This window comes from Algoriphagus marincola DSM 16067 (genome assembly GCF_000429405.1).
GTDB classification, from domain to species: domain Bacteria; phylum Bacteroidota; class Bacteroidia; order Cytophagales; family Cyclobacteriaceae; genus Algoriphagus; species Algoriphagus marincola.
The window spans coordinates 240,097-265,207 of the sequence record NZ_KE386897.1 but is presented as its reverse complement, the minus strand read 5'-3'; the positions used below and the strand labels follow the sequence as shown (position 1 = coordinate 265,207).

At 42.4% G+C, this 25,111-nt stretch carries 18 protein-coding genes; 12 read left to right on the top strand and 6 right to left on the bottom strand.

All coding sequences use genetic code 11. The features are described 5' to 3' along the window. The first annotated feature begins 55 nt into the window (after positions 1-55). From purH to G457_RS0116170, 7 genes are all read left to right on the top strand, one after another. A complete protein-coding gene (gene purH, locus G457_RS0116215; RefSeq protein ID WP_026947395.1) occupies positions 56-1,582 on the top strand; it encodes a bifunctional phosphoribosylaminoimidazolecarboxamide formyltransferase/IMP cyclohydrolase in 1,527 nt (508 codons plus the stop codon). Between the two features lie 148 nt (positions 1,583-1,730). Beyond that, entirely contained in the window at positions 1,731-1,943 is a 213-nt protein-coding gene (locus G457_RS21740; RefSeq protein WP_211230238.1) for a hypothetical protein, read from the top strand. A 39-nt stretch (positions 1,944-1,982) separates the two neighbouring features. Beyond that, positions 1,983-2,201 carry a type II toxin-antitoxin system HicB family antitoxin gene (locus G457_RS0116200; protein ID WP_026947394.1) on the top strand — a complete coding sequence of 73 codons (219 nt, stop codon included), beginning with the start codon at positions 1,983-1,985 and terminating at the stop codon, positions 2,199-2,201. A 307-nt stretch (positions 2,202-2,508) separates the two neighbouring features. Then, entirely contained in the window at positions 2,509-4,002 is a 1,494-nt protein-coding gene (cysS, locus tag G457_RS0116190) for a cysteine--tRNA ligase (protein WP_026947393.1), read from the top strand. Beyond that, complete coding sequence (locus tag G457_RS0116185) at positions 3,992-4,969, top strand: M28 family peptidase (protein WP_026947392.1); 978 nt, start codon at positions 3,992-3,994, stop codon at positions 4,967-4,969. Before cysS ends, G457_RS0116185 begins: the two co-directional genes overlap by 11 nt. A gap of 133 nt (positions 4,970-5,102) precedes the next feature. Then, positions 5,103-6,128, top strand: coding sequence for a LacI family DNA-binding transcriptional regulator (locus tag G457_RS0116175; protein ID WP_026947391.1), 1,026 nt, complete (start codon positions 5,103-5,105; stop codon positions 6,126-6,128). A 1-nt stretch (position 6,129) separates the two neighbouring features. Next, positions 6,130-7,278 (top strand): galactokinase, encoded by a 1,149-nt coding sequence (locus G457_RS0116170; protein WP_026947390.1) that lies wholly within the window; start codon positions 6,130-6,132, stop codon positions 7,276-7,278. Between the two features lie 58 nt (positions 7,279-7,336). Here G457_RS0116170 and G457_RS21735 read toward each other — a convergent pair whose 3' ends face one another. Continuing rightward, positions 7,337-9,658, bottom strand: coding sequence for a glycoside hydrolase family 3 protein (locus G457_RS21735; protein ID WP_051260862.1), 2,322 nt, complete (start codon positions 9,656-9,658; stop codon positions 7,337-7,339). A gap of 265 nt (positions 9,659-9,923) precedes the next feature. On the opposite strand from G457_RS21735, the gene G457_RS0116160 reads away from it, so the two are divergent. The 4 genes from G457_RS0116160 to trhA all read left to right on the top strand — a co-directional run bounded on the left by G457_RS0116160 (position 9,924) and on the right by trhA (position 15,679). Further along, the gene (locus G457_RS0116160; RefSeq protein ID WP_026947389.1) at positions 9,924-13,370 is read left to right on the top strand and encodes a ThuA domain-containing protein; all 3,447 of its coding nucleotides are present in this window, start codon (positions 9,924-9,926) and stop codon (positions 13,368-13,370) included. Between the two features lie 120 nt (positions 13,371-13,490). After that, positions 13,491-14,090, top strand: a complete 600-nt coding sequence (locus G457_RS0116150) for a DUF2911 domain-containing protein (protein ID WP_026947388.1) — start codon at positions 13,491-13,493, stop codon at positions 14,088-14,090. Positions 14,091-14,183: 93 nt separating this feature from the next. Beyond that, entirely contained in the window at positions 14,184-15,023 is an 840-nt protein-coding gene (locus tag G457_RS0116140; RefSeq protein WP_026947387.1) for a sulfurtransferase, read from the top strand. Then, on the top strand, positions 15,020-15,679 hold the full coding sequence (gene trhA, locus G457_RS0116135) for a PAQR family membrane homeostasis protein TrhA (protein ID WP_051260887.1): 660 nt from the start codon (positions 15,020-15,022) through the stop codon (positions 15,677-15,679). Before G457_RS0116140 ends, trhA begins: the two co-directional genes overlap by 4 nt. A 37-nt stretch (positions 15,680-15,716) precedes the next feature. Here trhA and G457_RS0116130 read toward each other — a convergent pair whose 3' ends face one another. Next, entirely contained in the window at positions 15,717-16,748 is a 1,032-nt protein-coding gene (locus G457_RS0116130) for a proline iminopeptidase-family hydrolase (RefSeq protein WP_026947385.1), read from the bottom strand. A 268-nt stretch (positions 16,749-17,016) separates the two neighbouring features. Here G457_RS0116130 and G457_RS0116120 point away from each other — a divergent pair, with 268 nt between their 5' ends. Beyond that, the gene (locus tag G457_RS0116120) at positions 17,017-17,946 is read left to right on the top strand and encodes a DMT family transporter (RefSeq protein ID WP_051260886.1); all 930 of its coding nucleotides are present in this window, start codon (positions 17,017-17,019) and stop codon (positions 17,944-17,946) included. A gap of 58 nt (positions 17,947-18,004) precedes the next feature. Here G457_RS0116120 and G457_RS0116115 read toward each other — a convergent pair whose 3' ends face one another. The 4 genes from G457_RS0116115 to G457_RS0116100 form a co-directional block, all read right to left on the bottom strand. Continuing rightward, positions 18,005-19,366 (bottom strand): TolC family protein, encoded by a 1,362-nt coding sequence (locus tag G457_RS0116115; protein ID WP_051260885.1) that lies wholly within the window; start codon positions 19,364-19,366, stop codon positions 18,005-18,007. After that, positions 19,353-20,027: an ABC transporter ATP-binding protein gene (locus G457_RS0116110; protein WP_026947382.1), complete on the bottom strand. Its 675-nt coding sequence runs from the start codon at positions 20,025-20,027 to the stop codon at positions 19,353-19,355. Before G457_RS0116110 ends, G457_RS0116115 begins: the two co-directional genes overlap by 14 nt. Before the next feature lie 133 nt (positions 20,028-20,160). Continuing rightward, positions 20,161-22,572, bottom strand: a complete 2,412-nt coding sequence (locus G457_RS0116105; RefSeq protein WP_026947381.1) for an ABC transporter permease — start codon at positions 22,570-22,572, stop codon at positions 20,161-20,163. Positions 22,573-22,583: 11 nt separating this feature from the next. Then, entirely contained in the window at positions 22,584-24,995 is a 2,412-nt protein-coding gene (locus tag G457_RS0116100) for an ABC transporter permease (RefSeq protein WP_026947380.1), read from the bottom strand. Positions 24,996-25,111: the final 116 nt, after the last annotated feature.

The window sequence follows — 25,111 nt, the reverse complement described above, 5'->3', positions numbered from 1 at the left end:
CCCATTTTTCCTACCTTTGCCCCTTCATTGAAATCCAAACCTATCCATTCAAAAAATGGCTGTCAAAAAAATCGAATCTGCCCTCATTTCAGTCTTTTACAAAGACAATCTTGAACCTATCATCGCCCGTCTGAAAAAACATGGAGTGAAAATCTACTCCACAGGCGGCACCCAAAAATTCATAGAAGAACAAGGAGCTGAAGTCATTCCGGTTGAAGAGTTGACCTCCTACCCTTCCATTTTTGGAGGAAGAGTGAAAACCCTCCACCCAAAGGTATTCGGTGGGATTTTGTATCGAAGGGAAAATGAAGGCGATGTATCCCAAGCAGATGAATTTGACATTCCGGCCATCGACTTGGTCATCGTGGATTTGTATCCTTTTGAGGAAACGGTAGCTTCCGGAGCTTCTGAGGCAGATATCATCGAAAAAATCGACATCGGAGGAATTTCTTTGATCCGAGCCGCTGCCAAAAACTTCAAAGATGTAACCATCATTGCTTCCAAAAATCAATATGCTGAATTGGAGGCAAAATTGACTGAGCAAGATGGAGGAACTACTTTGGAAGATAGAAGATACTTTGCCGCACAGGCTTTTCAAGTTTCTTCCAATTACGACACCCATATTTTCAACTATTTCAACCAAAGCGAAAATATTCCAGCCTTGAAGGTTTCGGAAAGCAAAGCTAAAGCACTCCGCTATGGAGAAAACCCACATCAAGCGGCTCATTTTTATGGTGATTTGGAGAACCTTTTCGATCAACTGAACGGAAAAGAGCTTTCTTACAATAACTTGGTCGATGTCGATGCTGCTGTCAATCTAATTGCTGAATTCCCTGACCAAACAGCCTTCGCTATTTTGAAGCACACCAATGCCTGCGGTTGTGCCACGGCAGATTCTGTGAAAGAAGCTTATCAAAAAGCCTTTGCGGCTGATACCACTTCTGCTTTTGGTGGCGTATTGGTCACCAATAAAACCGTCGACAAAGCCGCAGCTGAAGAAATGCATTCCTTGTTTTTTGAGGTATTGATTGCTCCTGAGTTTACAGAGGAAGCATTGGAAGTTTTAAAAGGCAAAAAGAACCGAATCCTTCTTCGCCAAAAAATGGCTTTGCCTGGCACCAAAATGATCAAGACCTTGCTTAATGGAGTTATCGAGCAGGACAAGGATTTGGCTACAGAAAGCAAGGAGGATTTTAAGGTAGTCACCAAAGTTGCTCCTTCCGATAAAGAATTAGACGCTTTGGTTTTCGCAGCTAAAGTTTGCAAGCACACCAAATCCAATACCATTGTGTTGAGCAACGATTCTCAGCTTTTCGCTTCCGGTGTAGGACAAACTTCACGAGTTGACGCATTGAAACAGGCAATTATCAAAGCGAGAGAATTTGGCTTTGACTTGAAGGGTGCGGTGATGGCATCGGATGCTTTCTTCCCTTTCCCGGATTGTGTGGAGATTGCCCATGAAGCTGGAATCACGGCGGTGGTACAGCCGGGTGGATCCATTAAGGACCAAGACAGCATCGACTTCTGCGATTCTCATGGCATGAGCATGGTAATGACGGGAGTGAGACACTTCAAGCATTAATGGACTGACTTTTGAGGTTTCAAAAACCTCGAAGGTCTTCTTTCAAAATTTCAAAGACCTCCGGTTCCATTGGGATCGGAGGTTTTTTTGTTGGGGAAACCGATTTCAAAAATGAATACCAAATTCAAAAAATAGATTAATTTAGGATATGGGTAAGTATGAAATACTTATTGCCAAAATCCTCTCAGGAAGCTCAGATAATAATATTAGCTTTCCAGAATTAAGAAATTTGATTTTGATTTTTGGTTTTTCGGAAAGGATCAAAGGCAGTCACCACATATTTAGCAAAGATGGTGTGGAAGAGATCCTTAATCTTCAAGAAAAAAATAGTAAGGCAAAACCTTATCAGATAAACAAGTAAGATTAATTATATTGAAATATCAATTAAGTGTAAAAAAAAGTGAAGACTGACCCACGATACGAAATTATTATTTACTGGAGCGAGGCTGACGAATCATTCATTGCTGAAGTTCCAGAACTTGCTGGCTGTGCTGCCGATGGAGCTAGTTATTTAGAAGCTCTTCAAAATGTTGAGATTGTAATTCAAGAATGGATTGAAACAGCAAATGAAATTGGGAGGCCCATCCCGAAGCCTAAAGGTAAATTGATGTTTGCCTAAAAGGATAATCAAGACTTGATTGGAGGTGCTATAAAAATCTATTTTTTCGTAGACAAAGATCAAGAAGTCTACCTAAGCCACATTTTTGACAAAAGTGAATTTGACAACCTCCCAAAAGAAAAGCTTCTTGAACTATTGAAGAAATCAGGGCTAGAAAATATATATTTTTGAAACCCTTAAATAAAACATGCTAAGATTCCTCCCTTACTTCAATCTACCCTATTTTTCAGCTATTTTGCGCTATCATTGAAACCAGACTACCTACTCATCGTGTTTCATCATTCGTAATTCGTACTTTTGAAGACTTATGAAGTCGCATCAACTCAAACTTTACAATACCCTTAGCAGGGAAAAAGAAGAATTTCAAGCCATCAACCCGCCATTTGTAGGCATGTATGTCTGCGGTCCCACCGTCTACGGTGATGCCCATTTAGGACATGCCCGGCCCGCAGTCACCTTTGATACGGTCAATCGCTATTTGACTCATCTAGGCTATCGTGTGCGCTACGTTCGGAACATTACCGATGTAGGTCATCTGACTGGTGATGCGGATGAAGGTGAGGATAAAATCGCCAAAAAAGCCAAACTGGAGCAACTCGAACCCATGGAGGTAGCTCAGCAGTATACGGACACCTACCATCGGGACATGGCTGCGTTGAATACCTGGAAGCCGAGCATTGAGCCTCGGGCAACCGGACATATTCCCGAACAAATAGCCTTAGTAGAAGCCATTCTTAAAGAAGGTTTGGCATACGAGGTCAACGGATCGGTCTATTTTGATGTGCTTAAATACAATCAATCCTATAAATACGGGAAGCTTTCTGGCCGTGTCCTAGAAGAACTGATGAGTGGAAGCCGGGACTTGGACGGTCAGGGAGAAAAGCGGAATGCTGTAGATTTTGCCCTTTGGAAAAATGCAGCACCCGAGCACTTAATGAAATGGGAGTCACCTTGGGGAATCGGTTTTCCGGGCTGGCATCTCGAATGTACCGCGATGAGCTCCAAATATCTGGGCAATCAGTTTGATATTCACGGTGGTGGAATGGACCTGATGTTTCCGCATCATGAATGCGAAATTGCTCAGGGAAATGCCTGCAATCATCAGGACCCTGCCCGCTACTGGATGCATAATAACATGATTACCATCAATGGGCAAAAGATGGGGAAATCTTTGGGCAATTTCATCACGCTGCAAGAGCTTTTCAGCGGCAGTCATGACTTGCTCGAGCAAGCTTACAGCCCAATGACTATTCGCTATTTCATGCTGACAGCTCATTACCGCTCCACTTTGGACTTTTCCAATGAGGCACTGAAAGCAGCTCAAAAAGGTTACAAAAAGCTGATCAATGGACTTCGAATTGCCAGAATACTTGAATTCCAGCCTGAAAACGGAGTGGAATTGGACGAAAAGCAAATCCAGCAAATCGAATCCAGTATTGCAAATGCCTACAGAGCCATGGATGATGACTTCAACACAGCTCAAGCCATCGGCCACTTATTCAACCTACTGAAAAAGATCAACTCCATTTTCACGGGTCAGTTGAAAGCAGCAGCTCTAGGAGAAGTAGTTTTCCAAAAACTCAAGGAAACTTTCATCACATTCGTGGTGGACATTCTGGGTCTTATGGAAGAAAAAAGTGAAGTACAAGAACCTATGCTTGATCTTCTTTTGAAGCTCTATGGAGAGGCTAAAACAGCGAGAGATTACCAAAAAGTAGATGAAATCCGTGCTGGATTAAAATCTATGGGATTTGTAGTCAAAGACATGAAAGACAAGATAGACTGGGCATATGAAGAATAAAATCTGGATTTTGCTTTTGTTGGCATTTGCCTGGGCTTGTTCATCTGAAAAAACTACCGAAACCAAAGTTCCCGAGGTGGTAGTCAAGCCCTACCCTACCTTTAGTGCTGATTCGGCTTATGCCTTTATTGAAAAGCAGGTAAGTTTTGGACCCCGGGTTCCTGGCACCACGGGACATGCTAATACCAAAGCTTGGATTATCGATCAGCTTGAGTCTTGGAATTGGTCAGTTCAAACGCAGGACTTTCAAGCGAAAACCTATGATGGACTCACTTGGGACCTCAGCAATATTATTGCATCCTATAATCCTCAGGCTACCAAACGAATCCTGCTGGCAGCTCACTGGGATACGCGCAGAATCGCTGATAAAGACACTGAGCGGATCGATGAACCTATCGATGGTGCAAACGATGGAGGTTCAGGTGTCGGGGTCCTGATGGAAATAGCCCGAGTAATCGGTTCCGGTGATCTCAAACCGGATGTGGGAATCGACATTATCCTATTTGACGGAGAGGACGATGGAGAGCCAGAAACAGCTCGTATAAGAGACAATTCTCAAGTTTGGTGGTGTTTGGGTTCACAGCATTGGTCACAAAATAAGCACACTCCAAACTACTCAGCATACTACGGTATTTTGGTGGATTTGGTGGGTGCTAAAGGAGCTCGATTCTACCGAGAAGGCTACTCCAGACGATACGCCTCCGGCATTCTCAAAAAAGTATGGGATCATGCTTCTAAATTGGGACATTCGGCATTTTTCATCAATCAAGACTCTCCGGAAATCTTGGATGATCACCTTTTTGTCAATGAATATGCGCAGATTCCCATGATCGACATTATTGAGTTTTCTCCACAGTATGGATTTGGGCATTATCATCACACCCATCAGGATAATCTGGACTTGATCGATAAAAAACCACTTCAAGCCGTGGGTGAGACGGTTTTATTCACTGTTTTCCAAGAATAGTAGTTTTCTGCTAAATCTTTGCAATATTGCTAATGTAAAAGGATTTGAATTGCCGAAATTCAAACATTTCGTAAGGGAATCGAGTATTCTTTTCAATTTGCTGTATTATTTGATTTTCTAAAAAAGAGTTATCATGAAAAAAGGGCATCAGGTCACAATGAAAGAAATCGCCAAGAAATTGGGGGTTTCTGTATCTACTGTTTCTAGAGCATTGAAGGACTCCCCTGAGCTCCATGAAGAGACCAAGCGGAAGATCGTAGAAATGGCGAAGGAGATGAATTACCAGCCCAATTTATTGGCACAAAGTCTTCGAATCAGCCGTACCAAAACCCTGGGGGTCATCGTACCAGAGATTACCTCGCACTTTTTTGCATCCTGTATTAGCGGTATTCAAGATCACGCCAATTCAAGAGGGTATAATGTGATGATTTGCCAATCCAATGAATCCATTGATCAGGAAATTGCCAACATCAAAACCTTGGTAGCTTCACAAGTAGACGCCTTATTGATTTCACTTAGCCGCGAAACCAACCATTACGAGCATCTTTTTGAGCTTTATAACCGTGAAATCCCATTTGTGCTATTTGATAGAGTGCAAGAGGATATCCCTGTTTCAAAAGTAACATTCAATGATGCCGGAGGAGCTTATCAAGTAAGCAACCATTTGCTAGAGACAGGTTGTCGCTCCATTGTGTATGTTTCAGGTCCTGAGGATCTATACATTTCCAAAAAACGAAAAGAAGGATACCTCAAAGCACTTAAAGAGTATGGAATGGAGGAAAATCCTGATTTCATCAAAGTATCGGATCTGACAGAAAGCGGTAATATCCAGATAGCCAAAGAAATAGCTGAAATGGATCCTTTGCCAGACGCTGTTTTTTGCATGATAGATCCAGTTGCGGTAGATGTACTCACCTACTGGAAAAGCATTGGCTTGAAAGTTCCGGAGCAGATAGCATTGGCAGGTTTCACTAATAATCCTACCTCGGCTGTAGTGGAGCCACCCCTGACCACTGTTTCCCAACCTGGATACGAGATGGGTAAGCTTGCTGTCAGTCACCTTTTGGATCAGTTGGACGGTTTGGCTTCTGATGATCCAATTTCCATCGTTTTGGACACGACACTTGTTCCAAGAAAGTCTTCCCAAAAATCAATTTGATTTGACCTCAGAATTAAAGGCTCATTTCCATCAATATTTCGGAGGAAATCCAATCATTGCTTTTGCCCCGGGACGAATCAACCTCATCGGAGAGCATACCGACTACCAAGAAGGCTTTGTATTCCCAGCAGCAGTTCAATTTGGAATTTGGACAGGAGTTCAGAAAAATGAACTTCCATTTTGTCGCTTGTACTCCATGGATTTTGAAGAGGAATTCACCTTTGACTGGAAGAGCTTTTCACCCAAAAAAGGGCATTGGAGCACTTATGTGATGGGATTTTTAGCTCAGTTGAAACAAGCTGGTTATCCCTTTGAAGGTTTTGATATGGTGATTGGGGGAAATATACCCCTAGGAGCAGGTCTATCTTCTTCCGCAGCTTTATCCGTCTCGATCGGAACAGCACTTTCTCAACTTTTCGGGTTAAAGTTCAATCCACTTTCCATTTCTAAATACGCTCAAAACTCAGAACATCAATTCGCAGGGGTCAATTGTGGGATTATGGATCCTTACGCTTCAGCTTTTGGAAAAAAAAACCATGCCCTCTTATTAGACTGCAGAAGCAATCAGCATCAGGAAATCCCAATTGATCTTGGTGAATACTCCCTACTTCTTGTCAATAGCAATGTGAAGCACTCTCTTGCAGACTCGGCATACAATCAACGGAGAGCAGCTTGTGAAGAAAGCGTTCAATTACTCCGAGCGCATTTCCCTTATATTCAAACTTTGAGGGACTTGAAAAATGAGAATCTGAATGAGGTCGAGAAACTGCTCCCCTCTTCTCTTTTCCCAAAGGCCAAACATGTGATCACCGAATGCGAAAGAGTACAGCTAGCCGCTAATTACCTAAAACAAGGTGATTTGAAAGCATTTGGAAAGCTAATGAATGAGTCTCATCGAAGCCTTAGCAGAGACTATGAGGTTTCCTGTCCCGAGCTGGATTTCTTGGCAGAAAAAGCTTGGGAATTTCCGGGTGTTTTAGGGGCTAGAATGATGGGTGGTGGTTTTGGAGGATGCACCATCAACCTGATCCCAATTGAGCAGATCTCTACTTTTCAAAATAAAATCGAGCAATCTTATGTAGAGAACTTCGGTGTAGCCCCAACATTTATTCAGGTAAAAATCAGTGAAGGAGCCAAAATAATGTCCTAGTGCATAAAAAGTCCAATCCGAATGTTTCGGACTGGACTCTTACTGTAGTTATATACTATCAGTTTTTCTTATACTTCTTTACTCGATCGTCCTGAATGACTCCTGACCAATTCATCCCAAAGGCAAAATCGTATGCATTGCCGAGTGCATCTACATGTACTTCCATATCATGAGGAACATCCTCCTGCTGAGTTTCCACGGTAGCCATCGAAGCGGGAAGCTGAATCGGCAACAGCGCTGAGGGCTCAGATTTACCTATCAACAAATCAAAAATCACTTGATCCTGTACTCCAAAATGGAAGAAAATACCATTTACCTGATTTTCAAATTCGGCCAATACCATTGGGTTGGCGGCATTGACAACTACTATAACAGGCTTTTCCCCAATCGATGCTCGGGTGTCCAAAATGGTTTTTAAGTCCTGGTGATTGGCTGTTTCCACCAGCTTTCCATTGTAGCTTCTATTAGTGATGTCTGGATCGACTACTGGATCTCCAGCAGCCAAACTTTCCTCTCGTGCGAGGGTAGCGACATAAGGTTCATATTGAAGGGAAATCGGCACGTAGCCATTACCTCCATTTGCTCTGTCCTCCTTGTCATAGCCGGTCCCTGACTCAGGACTGCTTACAAAAACCAGGGCCAGATCAGCTTCCTCAGGGGAGTCCACCAAATCTACATACTTGGAGGCGATACTGAGATTGACAGGATCCACCCATTTTGCTTCACTTTTTACACCCCACCAATTAGTCGTGGATGGGATATACTTTTTGGGGATAAAAACCTTTTTCTTTTCCTTCAAAGGAAGAATCTCTACCTCATTTTTAAGAAGTATTACTGACTTTGTTTGAGCCTCGTATCCTTCTTTCATCAAATCAGGATTACCCACAAAACCCTGACTTGCCTGCGGATCTAGGTAGGGATTTTCGAAGAGTCCAGCATTAAAAATATTCCGTAGCAAACGAACAGCAGATTGCTCAATTCGCACTCTTGTAGCTTCAGGACCAAGTTCCTTCTCCATCAGATCAAATGCTTCCAAGACAGGTATTTTATCATTATTTCCTCCAAACTGATCTGCTCCAGCCATCAACACCTGAAAGTGCCGCTCTGCGATGGTCTTTTCTTCCAAACCCCAAGGTTTGCCTGCAAAAACCTCCACGCCAGGCCCTTCATTACCTGTCACTCCCCAGTCGGTACAAACGACTCCTTCATACCCATATGTATTGCGAAGCAGGTCAGTGATCAGATATTTCGAATAACCATTGGCCACACTATCTTGGCCTACCGAGATGGTGTAGTAGGGCATCACAGCCATCGCAGTTTTGGTGGGGCCATTCAGCTTAAAAGCTCCCTCTGTAAAAGGAATCAAATGTTCCTCAAAATTATTTCCTGGGTAAACGGCAAATTTACCATAGGCGAAATGACCATCCCGACCGCCTTCTTCCGGTCCACCACTTGGCCAGTGTTTGACCATGGCATTGACACTATGAAATCCCCATCCATTTCTGATCTCTGAGGCTCCTTTGGAAGTCTGAAAACCATCCACATAAGCTCTAGCCATATCTGCCGAAAGCTGGGAATCTTCGCCGAATGTTCCTTTGATCCGATTCCAGCGGGGTTCAGTACCCAAATCTATCTGAGGAGATAAGGCCGTAGAAATCCCCAAAGCCCGATACTCCATCGAAGCTACTTCACCAAAACGCTCTACCAATTTGGGATCAAACGTTGCAGCAAGGCCTAAAGCTTCAGGCCACATGGAAATCTGTCCACCAGAACCGGCATTATATTCAGTACTGGCTACAGGACCATGACGGGGGTCAGAACTATTATTCGATGGAATCCCTAGACCCAATCCTTCCACAAAAGCTTGTACCTGATTATTCCATTCTGCGGCCACCTCGGGACTCTCAACCCGAGTAAGCAAGACATGTCGCAGGTTATCCTTTTCTAGAAATTTCCTTTGCTGATCAGAAATACTGAAAGAAGGCATACCACTTTCGCTAAATGGCTTTCCTCCATAGGTACCTGCACCAAAACCTTGAGGATTAGCGGGTATTGATTGATGCGAGCTGTAAAGCATGAGTCCTGCAATCTGCTCTTTAGACATAAGGGAGGCAAGGTCCTTGGCACGCTGATCTGAATCAAGCCGCCAGTCTTCATAGGGATCCAATCCACCACTTTTATTTAAATCTTTAAAGATCAAACCACCATCCTCAAACAAATCAATACCAGAGGTTTTAGAAAAGCCCAAAGTGGGCCCTTGACTTTGATTGATTAGAATGATATCCTCGCCGATCGGGACTTCTACCACCTCATTTTGTATACAACCGAAGCCCAGTAAGCTAAAGGATAAAAGGCTATATTTTTTCAGGAATTCAATCATGACGTATGTTGTTCAATATGTTTTTTGTTTAGGAGATTATACAATATTCAATAATTATTGTTTCATAATGAAAAAATAGAACGATTTATCACTAAAAATCACCGAATTTCAGTTATTTAGCTCTTCAATTTTCAAAATTGTCTATTTTGACAAAAATATCCGATTACATGAAATCGACACGATTTAAATCATCAATAAACAAACACAGAAATGATTATTTTAATCGTTGAAGATTCCATCTGCCCGAAAAAACCAAAATAAACTGATGAATTTTAACAAAAACCTAAGAAACCTATTCACCCTATTCACCCTAATAGTGGTCGGCGGAATTCTCTTTAGCTCTTGCTCCAGAAAGCGAGAGGGTGCGCCAAAAGTATTGGTCTTCCACAAGACCGCAGGATTCTATCATGAGTCTATCCCTGACGGGGTCGCAGCTATTCAAAAACTGGGATCTGAGAATGGATTTGAGGTAGATGCTACCGATAATTCTGAAGACATCAATGAAGAGAACCTTGAAAAATACGCTGCAGTCATCTGGTTGAGTACTACTGGCGATGTTTTGAATCACTATCAGGAAGCTGATTTTGAGCGGTACATTCAGTCCGGAGGTGGCTATGTGGGTATCCATGCAGCAGCAGACACCGAGTATGAGTGGGGCTGGTACAATAAATTGGTGGGAGGATATTTTGCTGACCATCCAGGTATCAATGATCCACATCCTAATGTTCAGCCGGGTGTCATTTCAAAAACTGCTGAAAAACATCCATCTGTGGACTTTTTGCCTGAGTCATGGGAGCGTACAGATGAGTGGTATTCTTATAAAAAAGTCAATCCTGACACGAAAAAACTTCTAATGCTTGACGAATCATCCTATCAGGGTGGCTTGGATATGGGCGATCACCCCATCGCTTGGTATCATGAATTCGATGGCGGAAGAGCATTCTACACAGGAGGGGGACATACCAAGGAATCTTACCAAGAGGAAAATTTCTTGAAGCATCTACTTGCTGGCATTCAGTATGCCATTGGTGAAAATATGGCCCTTGATTATTCTCAGGCTTCCCAAAAGCGTACTCCTGAAGAAAACCGCTTTTCTAAAACCATGCTTGCTGTAGGTGAATTTACCGAACCCACTGAATTGACGGTTTTACCTAGCCTGGATATTTTGATTTCGCAGCGAAGAGGGGAAATCTTATTCTGGAATGAGGCAGAGCAAAGCCTTCAGGAAGTAGCCAAACTGGATGTTTATTGGCAAAGTGGCGTACGTGGAGTCAATGCGGAAGAAGGATTGATGGGTATCCAAAAAGATCCAAATTACGCCTCTAACAATTTCGTATTTGTATACTATTCTCCTGCAGGAGACGAAGAGATTAATAGACTTTCCCGCTTTGTATTCAAAGATGGCGTTTGGGATATGGATTCCGAAACAGTCATTTTGGACGTGCCATCAGATCGATACATCTGTTGTCATACAGGTGGTTCCATTGCCTTTGACAAGGATGGAAACCTCTTCCTTTCATTGGGCGACAATTCCACTCCTTTCAACCAAAATGATTCTCGCTACACGCTCAATGGCTATGCTCCCCTTGATCCACGAGATGGACGCAAGCAATGGGATGCCAGAAGAAGTTCAGGTAATGCCAATGACCTAAGAGGTAAGATCCTAAGAATCAAAGTAGCCGAAGATGGAAGCTATACCATCCCTGAAGGAAACCTTTATGCTCCAGGAACAGAGGGAACTAGACCTGAAATCTACGTACAGGGAAACAGAAACCCTTATCGTATTTCAGTAGATCAGAAAAATGGATTCCTATATTGGGGTGAAGTAGGACCGGATGCGCGTGCTGACTCCATGGGAATTAAAGGTCCTAAAGGCTATGATGAAGTCAATCAAGCTAGAAAAGCAGGTAATTTTGGATGGCCATACTTTGTGGGAAACAACTACGCTTATACCGAATTTAATTACGAATCAGGACAAAGCGGACCTGCTTTCGATCCAACAAAGCCAGTGAATAACTCTCCTCACAATACGGGAATTACTGAATTGCCTGCTGCCCAACCAGCCTTTATTTGGTATCCTTATGACAAATCCCCTGACTTCCCCCAAGTAGGGACGGGAGGAAGAAATGCCATGGCTGGTCCTGTGTATTACTCGGACATGTATCCTGCCGATACAAGATTCCCGGATTACTTTGATGGAAAACTCTTCATCTATGATTGGATTCGAGGCTGGGTGAAAGTTGTCACCATGGAAGAAAACGGTGACTTCTCCAAAATGGAGCCATTCATGCCAGGAACCAAATTCAATTCCCTAATTGATATGGAAATGGGGCCTGATGGCAAAATGTACATTTTGGAATATGGTACGGGATGGTTCAGTAAAAATGTAGACTCCGGACTTGCTAGAATTGATTTCAATGGAGGAAACCGAGCTCCAATTGTCACAGCAGTCACTGCCGATAAGGAATCCGGAGTATTACCATTGACTGTGACGTTCACTGCTGAGGCAGAAGATCCAGAAGGTGATCCCATCTCCTATACTTGGAATCTTGGAAACGGAAAAACCGAAACAAGTTCAGGACCTATCTTAACCACAACATTTGAACAAATCGGTGAGTATGAAGTAACGGTAAGCGCCTCAGACCCTTCCGGTTTGGCGGGTGAAAGTCCAAAAGCTGTTGTATATGCTGGTAACAGTGCTCCTGAAGTAAGCATTACTGTTCAAGGAAATCAATCATTCTATTTCCCAGGCAAGCGAGTTGCATACCAAGTCAGTGTGACGGATGAAGATCATGCTACCGATGATATGAGCCAGCTATATGTTGCTGCGGATTACATTGAAGGATTTGATCAGGCTGAAGCAGATATGGGTCACAAGGTGATGAGTGAAGCAATGACAGGAAAAGCCCTCGTCCAATCGCTCACTTGTAAAACTTGTCACAAGGAAAATGAAAAGTCTATTGGCCCTGCATACACAGCAGTAGCTGCTAAATATAGAACTCGAGATCGTGGTTACTTGATGGATAAGATTAAAAATGGAGGCGGAGGCATTTGGGGTGAAACCGTAATGCCTGCTAATCCAGATCTAAAAGAATCAGATTTGAATGCTTTGATCGCCTATATCTTCTCACTCAAAGGAGAGCAGAAGCCAAGCCTACCTGCCACCGGAACACTCGATCCGACTATGGGTAAGACTCCGTCCCCAATGGGAGCCTTGATGATCAATGCATCCTATACAGATGCAGGCGGCACTGATGTTAAGCCAATGACAGGAAGTAATTCCTTATACTTGATCTCAAACTCTGTAGATCCTGGCCTTGCCAGTGACCTGAATGGCTATGCAGCTATGGCCTTTGGAGGTAGAAACCTGTTGACTGTTCCTTCCGAGGCGGGTCATTTTGCACTTCCTGCACTAGATATGAATGGCATCGGATCAGTTACCTTCACTGTGGCTTCCCAAGAACCGATAACCACACCTGTGGACTTTGAGATCCGACACGGAAGTCCTACTGGAGAACTCATCGGATCAGGAACTTACACCCAAGGACCAGTGGTGAAAGACCCGAATATGCCAGTCATGTATGGACAGGCTACAATACCAATGAATAAAAACTCAGGTGCTGAAAAACAGCCTATCTATATTTTGAGTAAGCCTCAAAATTCAGATCTAGGAACCTTTATCATTGCGGGTATTACATTCAACCCAAATTGATTTAAATGATCTGCAAAGAAGCCGGGCCGCGAGGTCCGGCTTCTTTTTTTGTCCCAATTCGAACTTCTCGATTAAATTTGGGTTTATTTCAAAATCAAAAAACCCATAATCCCAAATAAAATGAAACACATCAAACTCTTTACTCTTACAGCTTTTTTGGCTTTTGCATTCGCCTTTTCTGCTCTAGCCCAATTACAAACTCCTGCCTTGAGCCCTGCAGCGACCGTATCTCAGGTAGTTGGGTTTACTAAAATTAGTATTGATTACTCTTCACCTGCTGTCCGTGGCAGACAGATTTTTGGAGAGATTGAAAAATATGGTGTGACTTGGAGAGCAGGAGCTAATCTTCAGACTACCATCGAATTTAGCACTGATGTTTCAATAGCTGGTAAAAACGTTCGAGCTGGAAAGTATTCCATCTTTATGACCCCTGCCGAAACTGGAGATTGGACCGTACACATCAATAGCAAGGGTGTGTGGATTTACAATTACATGAAAGACGGAAAAATCGATGAGGAAGCTTTGGCTAAGGATGACCTAGTCTCTTTCAAAGCTACTACCGAAAGAGGTGGAAATACCGAGCGTTTGGTCTACACAATCTCTGCCAATGACAACAAAACCGCTTTGGTTTCTATGGCGTGGGAAGCAATCAAAATTACCTTCCCTGTAGATACGCAAGTAGACCAGAAAATGGAGCAGTTCCAGAATCAGATCAAATAAGGAGTTTTAATTCCGATCAAAATCCCATCTAAAAGATGGGATTTTTTATTTTCATTAAGGGTATTTTTAGCTTTACAAAAAAAGAAAAAGTCCATGTCTCCTATCCTTTCCCCTGCCGAGCTAACATTCCTTTTCACCAATCCAAACTTCATATTGGTTGATGCTAGAAATAGCGCCAACCCAAAGAAAATTTTTGAAGAAAGCCATTTGAAAGGAGCACGCTTTGTAGATCCAAATTTGGAATTAGCGGATATCAAAGAAAATCTGGCTGAAGGAGGTCGACATCCACTTCCAGAGGTGAAGGAGTTTTGTAAGGTTTTGGGAAAATTGGGAATTAGTCCGGATTCCCATGTGGTAGTTTATGATGATCAAAATGGAGCAAATTCAGCAGCTAGATTTTGGTGGATGCTTAGAGCCCTTGGTCATACCAAGATTCAAGTTCTGGAAGGGGGAATTCAAGCAGCAATTGCTGAGAATTTCCCTTTAGAAAAAGGAACATCTTCCAATAATCCAGTCGATTCCTATCCAGCATCCGAATGGACCCTTCCAATTGCCTCTATGGATGAAGTAGCTCAGAAAGCTGGAAATCCAGACTTCATGGTGATCGACGTTCGTTCAGCAGAAAGATATCGAGGAGAGCAGGAGCCCATCGATTTGATAGCAGGTCATATTCCAGGTGCCATTAATATTCCTTTGACAGAAAACATGGATGATAAGGGGCGTTTTCTTTCAAAAGACGCTTTGTACCAGAAATATTCGCCATTGCTTGAAAATAATGATCAAATCATTGTACACTGTGGATCGGGAGTATCCGCTTGCCATACTCTCCTTGCCATGGATTATGCAGGTTTGGAAATTCCTTCTCTATATGTAGGTTCCTGGAGTGAATGGAGCCGAAACAATATGCCTATTGGAAAAACCAGCCAACCGTGACCAATAAAAACACTACCCCCCGAGTCAAACGTCCACAAAGTCCATCAGAAGAATTGGCTAATACCTTTTCTCATGGGCTTGGCTTACTTTTAGGTCTAGTTGGAATTCCATTCTTGGTCAAAAAATCACTAGAGACTCAGGATATCAAGTTCACCATTGGAGCAATTGTTTTTAGCTTGGGAATCCTAATGGTCTACGCCTTTTCTACAGCTTATCATGCTGCAAAGAACCCTATTAAAAAGAATCGACTTCAAATACTCGATCATGTATCGATTTACTTTTTGATCGCAGGTTCCTATACCCCCATGGTTTTGGCTATTCTGACCACTGACAAATCGATCATTTTCCTTTCCATCATTTGGGGGACGGTATTGGTAGGCACCTTTTTCAAAATATTTTTTACCGGAAGGTTCAAGACCCTATCAGTCATTCTTTACCTGACTATGGGATGGTTAGCGGTCTTTTTTTTCAATGATCTGCTGGAAAAGCTTTCAATGGAAACTCTTTTCTGGATCGGAGCAGGAGGCTTAAGTTATACGATTGGGGTATTTTTCTATGTAAAAAGTGAACGACTGTTTTTTCATGCGATTTGGCATGTATTTGTTTTGGGAGGGACAGTCAGTCACTTCATCGCCGTCTGGAATATTTTGAACTAAAAAAAGGCCCTGATTAATTTCAGAGCCTTTTTGCCTTTTAAAATTCTCCCGAATTAACATCCTTGATAAACTTGATCACGCCCGGGAAAAAGTGCTCCGGATCGTCATATTGACTCAGATGACTGCCATTCGGACAAAGTAAAAATCTACCGTTTGCAACCTCTTTCGACATCCATTCCATATGATTTGGATCCATGGTGTCGTGGGTTCCTCCTACTACCAAGGTGGGCACCGTGATTTCTTTCAACTGATCCCGAACATCCCAGCCTTCTAGACTCGCACCCGGAGTAATTCCGAATTCACTGTGGCCTTGCATGTAGACATATACGTTTGGGTTGACCTGTTCCAAGGTCTGATTAACATCTGCCGGCCATTCATCTAAGGGCATGCGTAGGACATGCTGAGGATAATGATGCTCCATCAAGAGTTCCATGTAACGGGGATTTTCGAAGTCCTGATTTTTTTCGATTTCCATCAATTCAGCAAAAACCTCATCTGGCATCTGTGGTCCCAAGACCTCCTTGGCATATTTTTCATACTCATCCAGACTCGACATCATATTGCAAATAATGAGACCTTTGAGTTTATCCTGATGACGAAAAGCATACTCCATCGATAGCATTCCACCCCAGGATTGTCCCAATAGATAGAAATTATCTTTATCAAGCCCCAAAGCTTGCCGAACCTGCTCTACTTCATCGACAAATCGCTCAATAGTCCATAGCGAAGAATCATCGGGCTGATCCGAATGAGCCGATCCCAATTGATCGTACCAGATAAACTCAATTCCTTCCTGCGGGAAATACTCCTTAAAATTACCATACTGCAAATAGGACATGCCCGGTCCTCCATGAAGCAAAAGCACCTTCATATCGGGGTTATCCCCTACTCGCTTTGTAAATACCTCGTACTCTCCCAAAGGTGTACTAATCGGAATCATTTTTACCCCATCCTCACTCATTGTCATTTCAGCAGTGTTTTCCAGCTCAGAATCTTCACTTGCCGTTTCTGACTTGCAGGAAAGGAAAAGAAAGCTGATTAAAGCAAATGCTATCCAGTAGTTTTTCATTGGTGAATGTGATTTAATTGATCTTGGAAGGCTTTTTATCTGAGCCTAAATCACTTGGTTCTATTTCAAATGTAAAATCGCTTTCTATGAGCGAAATTTGAGTTTCCATGTTGAATTTAGCTTAAGAATTCGGTTTATCAATAAGCCTATTCGTATTCCTGACCGACTTAATTTAGTCTCGATTCTCTTTCATTTTTTATTTATGAATTTTGGGGCCCTAGAATCAAAAATCGAAAACCCTCAATATATTCGCCTGAATTTAACTTATATGACACAGGCAACCGCTTATCAGAAAATCCCCGGCATCCTGATGGCACTTTGTTCGGCCATATTTTGGGGTATTTCCGGCACCTGTGCACAGTTTCTTTTTGAGGAAAAAAACCTGGATCCTGCCTGGCTGGTTACTTGGCGATTGATCATCGGAGGGAGCATTTTGATTTTGTTTTCGCTGTCCCAAGAGCGGAAGTCTGCGTTTTCAGTTTGGAAAAAACCTATCCATATTCTTCAAATTTTGCTCTTTGGGATTGTAGGCATGGTAGCCGTTCAGTTTACCTACTTCTACAGTATCTCCCTTTCCAATTCAGCCACCGCTACCATTCTTCAATACATTGGGCCTGTATTCGTGGTAGCTTTTTATGCTGTAAAAAATAGAACATGGCCCATCACAACAGAGTACTTAGCTTTAATTCTAGCGCTTTCAGGGATTTTCTTATTGGTTACTCACGGATCCTTTGATTTGCTTGTCATATCAAAAGATGCCCTTCTTTGGGGTATTTTGTCAGCCTTAGCCTTGGCTTTTTACACCATCCAACCAGTGGGACTTCTTAGGCTATTTTCGCCAGCGGCCATCACAGGCTGGGGAATGCTTATTGGAGGGATTACTTTTTCGATTTTCACCCAACCATGGAGTCTTTCCGGACTTTGGGATGGAGAAACCTTACTCGCCTTTGCCTACATCATTTTATTCGGAACCGTACTTTCATTCTACTTCTTCTTAAGATCAGTTTCCATTATCGGAGCGACCACAGCGAGTCTACTTTGTAGCGTAGAACCCCTATCTGCAGCTTTGACGGCAGTATTTTGGCTTAAAGTGAACTTTTTAGGAATTGATTGGATAGGAACCATCCTGATTTTAATCACAGTTGCACTTCTCACTTGGAATAAAAAAGAAAAAAAAACCAAGCCCATGGAAATATAGGCTTGGTAAAGGAGCGCAAATTAGAATCTGAATAAACGCCAATTCCTATTTATATCAATTATTCGGTAGCAGGGTTTTCGGTAGGCCGAATCTCTAAAGTTCCTAAGGCAAATCGCATTTGCACTTCTTGGAAAAACAGGGTGTAAATCGCCTGAGCTTGGTCTGCTCTCGCTGCCACTAGTGTCTGATTTCCAGTCGCCAAATCAACAAAATTTGACAAACCAAGTCTAAACCGCTCATCTACAGCCACTTTTGCCTCCTCTGCCGCTTTGACTTGTACCGCTGTATTTGCACGTCGCTTGAGTGCAGCTTGATAATTTTGCTGCGCCAATTGAATATCCTGGAAAATCCTGCGATCCAGTGCCTGCTCCTGCAACTCCTGATTTTCATAGGCCATTTTGGCACGGGTCACATCCAATCTAGTCTGCCAATTAGAAAAAATAGGAATATTGATACTGAGACCCAGTGTTCTTTGAGGGTAAATACGCCAAAGCTGTTCGGTAAACCCACGCTCATCCAATGAGGTAAAGAAAGTGTTGTAATTGAAGAATGCAGATACTCTGGGATAAAACATAGACTTGGCGGCCTGCATATCTTTTTTGAAGGAATTGGAAAGTAATTGTTGCTGTTGAAAATCCCGTCGGTTAGCCATAGCCATTTCGTAGAGCGTATTGAGGGGTTGGCTTCCAAATTCACTTCCACGTTCCCGTGGATTGACCGGTTCCAATCTTGCTGTGACGCCTGCTTCGAGCTGCAGGTATTCTGCTAAAGCCCAGCGGTCATTTTCCAATTGAATCTCAGCATCTACCAAGACCGATTCCAATCTTGCTACCTCAGATTGCTGATTGTACAAATCAGAAACAGTTCGGATCCCTGCATCCACAAAACCTGTAATTTGACGAAGCTGTTCCTGCTGATTTTCTAGGTTTTCTCTCGCAATTCGTACCAATTCCTCATCAAGCAATACCTGAAGGTAGCGTTGTGCGACATCAAATATGACTTGCTGCTTAGCTCTTTCCAAGCCCTTTTCTCCTGCCTCATAGGCCAACTTGGCGGACTGCGTATCCAAAATTCTCCTACCGGCATTGAATACCGGCATATTGACATTGAGACCTCCTGAGACAATATTATTCGTCACATTGGTCACAACGATTTCGCCTTCCACTTGCTGAAATTGCTGTCCTGACTGACTCAAGACATTCGAATTAATCCCGACACTTGGAAGGTGTGAAAGCATCGCTACTTGCTTTTCCTTTTGCAAGATCTCCAGATTATTCTCTTGGATGCGATACTCCAGATTGGCTTTCATTCCAAGCTCCACTGCCTTTGGAAAGTCCAAAAGCAAAGTATCCTGAGAAAACCCTGTCAAGGGAGTCAATACGAACCAAATGAATACAATGATTTGATTAAATTTTCTCATCACTTTCGATTTTTCCATCCAATAGATTGATAAGCCTAGAACCATAATCAGCATTCTCGCGAGCATGAGTGGCCTGAATGATCGTCGTTCCCTCTCGGTGCAATTCCTGAAAGACTTCCATGATTTCCTTTGCCTGAGCAGAATGAAGATTACCCGTTGGTTCGTCGGCCAGCAAAACCCGAGGTCTTCCTGCGATGGCTCTTGCGATACCTACCAACTGCTGCTGCCCACCACTGAGTTGTGCGGGAAATAGATCCTTTTTGGCTACCATGTTGAAACGGTCCAAAAGCTCTGCAATGATACTTTTCCGCTCGGAAGAGGAGACTTTCCGGTAGAGCAAGGGGGTTTCAATGTTTTCATAGACCGTCAATTCGTCGATCAGATGATAGGCTTGGAAGATATAGCCAAACTCACTCTTATGAAGACTGGAGCGCTCACGCTCTTTCATGGAGCGGATATTCTTTTCCCCGAAAAAGTAGTCACCCTCATATTCTTCATCCAGCAGACCAAGGATATTTAGAAGGGTGGATTTTCCGGCACCGGAGGGACCCATCAAGGTTAGAAACTCACCCTCCTTTATTTCCAGATGAATACCCTTCAACAGAAAAATCCGCTGAAAACGGGACTCGATGTACTTATCTATTTCTTTTAACTGAATCATTATCGCAATTTATTTACATAGAAGTATTCCACTTCCATGCCATAAAAAATGCCTCTGAAAAAGCTTCAGAGGCATTTTTTTTAATTTTAACTTGTCAAAGTCTCGAACATTTTTGTCCGCCAGCGAACAATAACTATTCATCTTTTAAAACTTCGGCAGGATTGGATGTGGAAGCCAAATATGAATGTACACCCACAATCAGTAAACAAAGTGTCAACAACATTCCTCCACCCAAGAAAAACTGAAAATAAGGCATGGCTATCCGGTAGGCATAGCTTTGCAGAAATTGCTTTGCTAGCCAATAGGCAGGAGCCGAAGCCAAAAGAAATGCGATTCCTGTCAAGATCACATATTCCTTACTGATCAAAGCCAGTAATTGGGGAATACTAGCACCTAATATCTTTCTCAAACTGATCTCTTTAAGCCGTTGAGAAATGGTAAAACTAGAAAGCCCAAAGAGCCCCATTCCTGAAATGACAATGGCAAGAATGCTGGAAAAAGAAAGAATCTTCTGAATTCGTACATCTTCCTCATAAAACTGGGCGATCTCCTCATCCAAAAAGCGAAAATCCACTTCTTCGTAGGGATAAACACCCAAAAATGACTCTTTCAGACTCTGAAGAGCAGATTCTAAATTGATTCCTTTTCCTAGTTTGATCGAAATCACATTGTAATAATCCGGATTTTGAAGAAATACCATGGGCATAATTTCTTCTTTCAATGATCTGGAATTGAAATCCTTCATAATACCCACTACAGATTTCGGCCCTCCACCAATTGTGATCGAACTTCCTAAGATTTCCTGAGGGCTACTAATTCCGGCCTCTTTCATAAAGCTTTCATTGACCAAAACTTCTGTTCGGTTTTGTGTTAGATTTCTTCCTGAAAGGATTTCCACTCCATTGACTTTCACAAAAGAGGAATCTACATTTTTCACCTGAGTAAAGAACTCTGCCTCAGTAGTATCAACAGGCACACTCACATCAGAGGTCCAGATTCCGGAAGAAGAAATCGCATCTCCTCCCAAACTCGCTCCTTCAACAAAACTCATTTGGGACACTTGATCCTGATACAAAGAAGCTTTTTCAAAACCAGCCATAAATGGCAAGTAGGCATACACGACGGCATCCTTGTCAAAGCCCACAGGCTGACTGCTGATATATTTCAATTGAGAACCGATCACCATCACCAAAATCAAAAATACCATGGAAACGGTAAATTGTAGGACCGTCAAATTCTTTCGTAAAAAGACTCCAAAAGAAAATTTTGAAGAACCCATTTTTTCGGCCTTTAGTGCTCGCTGAGGCTGATAATTTGCCAAAATCAAGGCCGGATAAACCCCTGAAATCAAGGTCAATACAATTCCAAAAAAGAAGAGAAAGACCAGATTGTATGCTGCTAAATAAGGCAATGAAAAGCCCTCAGGAAGATAGCTTTGAAAGGTCTTCATAATCAAATCAGAGAACAAAAGACCGAGGAGGGTGGCGCCCAAAACCAATAAATAAGTTTCAGCCAAAAACTGAAACATAAGCTGTAACTTGTTTCCACCGAGTGTTTTACGGATTCCTACTTCTTTGGCCCGACCAATAGCTTGGGCGGTTTCCAAATTGATAAAATTCAGACAGGCCAAAATCAGGATGATAGCACCGATGATCAATAAGCCTTTAATCAATTGTTTGGATGCTCCTGCTTCATTGATCAATCCATAGGAAAAATGCAGTTCGGATAAAGCTTCTACATCAAATGTGGTACTACCCTCCTCTTCATCCGCATAGTATTTTCCTGCAATTCCTTTGAGCCCCTGCTTTAGGCTAGCTGCGGTCGTTCCCAAACTAGACTTGAAAAAAAGCTGACTGCTTGAGTTGATATTGGTCCAGGAGTGGAGTCCGTACCAGTCTTCTTTTTCATTTTTTGCAATGGTAGAAAAGGAGATAAAATCCTGAAAAATAAAATCCGTATTCTCTTGGTAGTCTTCCACAACCCCGACTACGGTTGCCATAATGGTGTCCGCATCCACAAAGCGGAGTTCTTTCCCGATAATTTGATCAATTGACTGATTGGGAAAATAGGTCTGCAGACTTTTTTCAGAAATGACCACTTGATTGGGTTCCTTCAGGGCAGTTTCGGGATTTCCGGCAAGCCAAGTCCTTGGGAAAATCTTAAAAAAACCAGGATCAGCAAAAGTGATATAATCTTTCCTTCCAAAATTTTTATTTTCATCAGGGATACTTGCATGAGTTTCACCCAAGTTATAAATCCTACCTACCTGTTCTATTCCTGCTAATTCCTGATCAAGAACCTCTCCTAAAGGACCGGGGGCAGCAGGATAGCTGTACTTCATTTCACCATAATCATTCTCGGTGACAATACGATAGATCCGATCTCCATCCGGATGGAAATTATCAAAACTGTAAGCATGCCAGACGATATTAAAGATCAAAAAGCAGATTGCAATCCCCAGTGAAAGACCCAAAATATGGATTGTAGTTCTGACCTTATTGCGAAGGAGGTTTCTCCAGGCGATTTTGAAGTAGTTCTTGAGCATGGTTTTGTTGGTTATTCTGATTTCAAAATTTTAGCCGGATTGACAAAAACGGTTTGAATCGTCAATACCAACGCTGTACTAAAGAAAATGAGCAAAATAGACAGTACCGGCAGGGTATAAAACCACCAGCCTAAATCGATTCTTACCGGAAACTCCTGAAGCCATTCTGTAAAAAGAAAATAGGCCAAAGGAATACCCAATAAAAAACAAGCACCTAGCCAATAGAGATAATCCTTAGAAATCATTATTAGAATCGAAGAGGCAGAAGCTCCCAAGATTTTTCTGATACTTACTTCCTTCAGTCTGCTTAGCAAAACCTGTGAAGTCACACCGAATATTCCCATGATAGCAATGAAAATGGCCACCAAAGAAGCCAAAGCAAAGAGTTTCTGAAATTGGAGCTCGGCTTTGTACTGCTTATCGAAAAACTCGTCAAGGAAAAAATACTCAAAAGGCGATTGAGGGAAATTAGCCTGGAAGGAGCTTTCAAATTTTTGCAAAAGATTTTCCACTTCATCCAGTGACTTTACTTTCAGAATATAATAATTCAGGTCACCAGGAGAATAATTTAGAACAATGGGGTCCAAGGGAGAATTGACTGCCTCCTGATAGTAATCTTCCACCACTCCCACAATTCTTGCTTCACCTCTTCCGGAAATCAAACTTTTTCCCAAAGCATCTTCTGGATTATCCAGTCCAAGACCGGCAAGAGCCATCTGATTGATAATTGCTTCCTCTCCTTCTCCAATGGGATTAAATTGCCTACCCGCTAAGATTTTAAGATCAAAAAGTTTGAAGTACTCCTCTCCTACACTCAACATGCTATACATGACCCCACTCTTTTCCTTTCCCTCCAGATGAAAATCCTCCGTTTTCCAGTATATTTCATTTCCGGGAATCTCATTAGCTGCAGCAATGGATTGAACCTCTGGCAAGGCTCCTATAGTGGTTTTCATTTTTTCTTGATAATTGCCACTCCCATCCACGAACAGCATGGGGGATCGAACGACTATTCTATTATCAAGCTCCAAACCTAAATCTCTGCTTCGCATGAAATCGATCTGCTTGTAGGTAGTTATTATCCCTGCTAGAATAACCAGACAAAAAACTAATTGAACAACCAAAAGTGGACTACCAAATGCCTGTCGAAAAGAAAGTTTGCTTTCTCCCTTGATGGCTTTGTGGGCTGAGAATGAAGTCAAAAGCAAAGCTGGGTAAATACCTGAAATAAATGACCCAAGTACCCAAAAGGATAGAATCCATCCTAGATAATTACTCAGCTGTAAGCTTTCTATTGGCAAACCCAAGTCCAAAACCTGATTGACCCAGTCACCAAAGCCAAAAATCAAAAAGCAGGCTACGATGATTGCAATAAAATGACTGAGATAAGACTCCATGAGAAACAACCTAATCAGTTGTGTCCTTGAGCTTCCAGATACTTTTCTGACTCCTATTTCTTTGCTTCTGTTTTGAGCTTTGGAAGTGGCGATATTCATGGAATTCAGATATACCATGACCAACACAAAAAAGCCGATCCAAACGAAATAGCTAAGTTTTTTACCATCTACTCCCTGATTGTACTCCCCGGAATAGGCAAGACTGTTATGGATATCATTTACGGCAATTAAATCCACATCCCATTCCGTACCGCTGGCTTGTAGCTGTTCTCCATGGTGGGCCTGAAGACTTGCATTCAGTTGATCTGTAAGACTCTCCACGTTCGCCCCCGGTGCCAACTTCAAATAGGTATACTGATTGAGCCAGTCATAGGAATTGTCGATTTCGGAACCAATAAAATGATGGAGCGTAGTGTATGAAATCATCAATTCGGGCCTAAGGTGTCGATTGGTGGGTAAATCCTGATAGACCCCTGCTACCTCAAATTCAACCGTTCCGTCGAAATTCGTACTGTTTATATCCAGGTTTTGTCCCACGGGGTCTTTGTCCCCAAAAATCTTTTTGGAAATACGCTCAGAGAGATAGACTTGAAGCGGCTGCCCCATTCCTTCTTCACTTCCTTGGGTCAGATTGATATCGAAAAATTCGAAATAGGCTTGATCGGTGATGAAAATTTGGTCTTCTCTTACGAAAGAATCACCCTGCCCTGCAATGACCTCTCCCATGATAATTACCCTGGAAAACTCCTCCACTTCTGCCAAATCTTCTTTGAAAATCATCCCCATGGCTGGAGCAGTGCGGGCGCTTTTGTCCATTTCCTTACCAGCGATTCGAGAATTTAGATTGACTCGATACAATTGTTCTGTCTGAGGCAAATCCTTATCAAAACTCTTTGAAAAATTTACATACAAAGCAATCAAGAAAACTGCGAAAAAACCGATCGTCAGGCCTCCTAGATTGATCATCGTGTCCACTCTACTTTTTAACAGATTTCTCCAGGCGATTTTTAAGTCATTTTTCCACATGGGCTTGAAAGTTTTATAGCGCTAAGGTTAGACAGTCTCGATACTTGATTTTACAATCTTTATTCCTCTTCTACTTGATACTTGGTACTTTGTACTTTGTACTTTGTACTTCCTAC

What these genes read in the sequence shown, in the direction of transcription:
- purH (WP_026947395.1), top strand. Translation starts at nt 56, where the DNA reads ATGGCTGTCAAAAAAATCGAATCTGCCCTCATTTCAGTCTTTTACAAA.
- G457_RS21740 (WP_211230238.1), top strand. Translation starts at nt 1,731, where the DNA reads ATGGGTAAGTATGAAATACTTATTGCCAAAATCCTCTCAGGAAGCTCA.
- cysS (WP_026947393.1), top strand. Translation starts at nt 2,509, where the DNA reads ATGAAGTCGCATCAACTCAAACTTTACAATACCCTTAGCAGGGAAAAA.
- G457_RS0116185 (WP_026947392.1), top strand. Translation starts at nt 3,992, where the DNA reads ATGAAGAATAAAATCTGGATTTTGCTTTTGTTGGCATTTGCCTGGGCT.
- G457_RS0116175 (WP_026947391.1), top strand. Translation starts at nt 5,103, where the DNA reads ATGAAAAAAGGGCATCAGGTCACAATGAAAGAAATCGCCAAGAAATTG.
- G457_RS21735 (WP_051260862.1), bottom strand. Translation starts at nt 9,658, where the DNA reads ATGATTGAATTCCTGAAAAAATATAGCCTTTTATCCTTTAGCTTACTG.
- G457_RS0116160 (WP_026947389.1), top strand. Translation starts at nt 9,924, where the DNA reads ATGAATTTTAACAAAAACCTAAGAAACCTATTCACCCTATTCACCCTA.
- G457_RS0116150 (WP_026947388.1), top strand. Translation starts at nt 13,491, where the DNA reads ATGAAACACATCAAACTCTTTACTCTTACAGCTTTTTTGGCTTTTGCA.
- G457_RS0116140 (WP_026947387.1), top strand. Translation starts at nt 14,184, where the DNA reads ATGTCTCCTATCCTTTCCCCTGCCGAGCTAACATTCCTTTTCACCAAT.
- G457_RS0116130 (WP_026947385.1), bottom strand. Translation starts at nt 16,748, where the DNA reads ATGAAAAACTACTGGATAGCATTTGCTTTAATCAGCTTTCTTTTCCTT.
- G457_RS0116120 (WP_051260886.1), top strand. Translation starts at nt 17,017, where the DNA reads ATGACACAGGCAACCGCTTATCAGAAAATCCCCGGCATCCTGATGGCA.
- G457_RS0116115 (WP_051260885.1), bottom strand. Translation starts at nt 19,366, where the DNA reads ATGAGAAAATTTAATCAAATCATTGTATTCATTTGGTTCGTATTGACT.
- G457_RS0116110 (WP_026947382.1), bottom strand. Translation starts at nt 20,027, where the DNA reads ATGATTCAGTTAAAAGAAATAGATAAGTACATCGAGTCCCGTTTTCAG.
- G457_RS0116105 (WP_026947381.1), bottom strand. Translation starts at nt 22,572, where the DNA reads ATGCTCAAGAACTACTTCAAAATCGCCTGGAGAAACCTCCTTCGCAAT.
- G457_RS0116100 (WP_026947380.1), bottom strand. Translation starts at nt 24,995, where the DNA reads ATGTGGAAAAATGACTTAAAAATCGCCTGGAGAAATCTGTTAAAAAGT.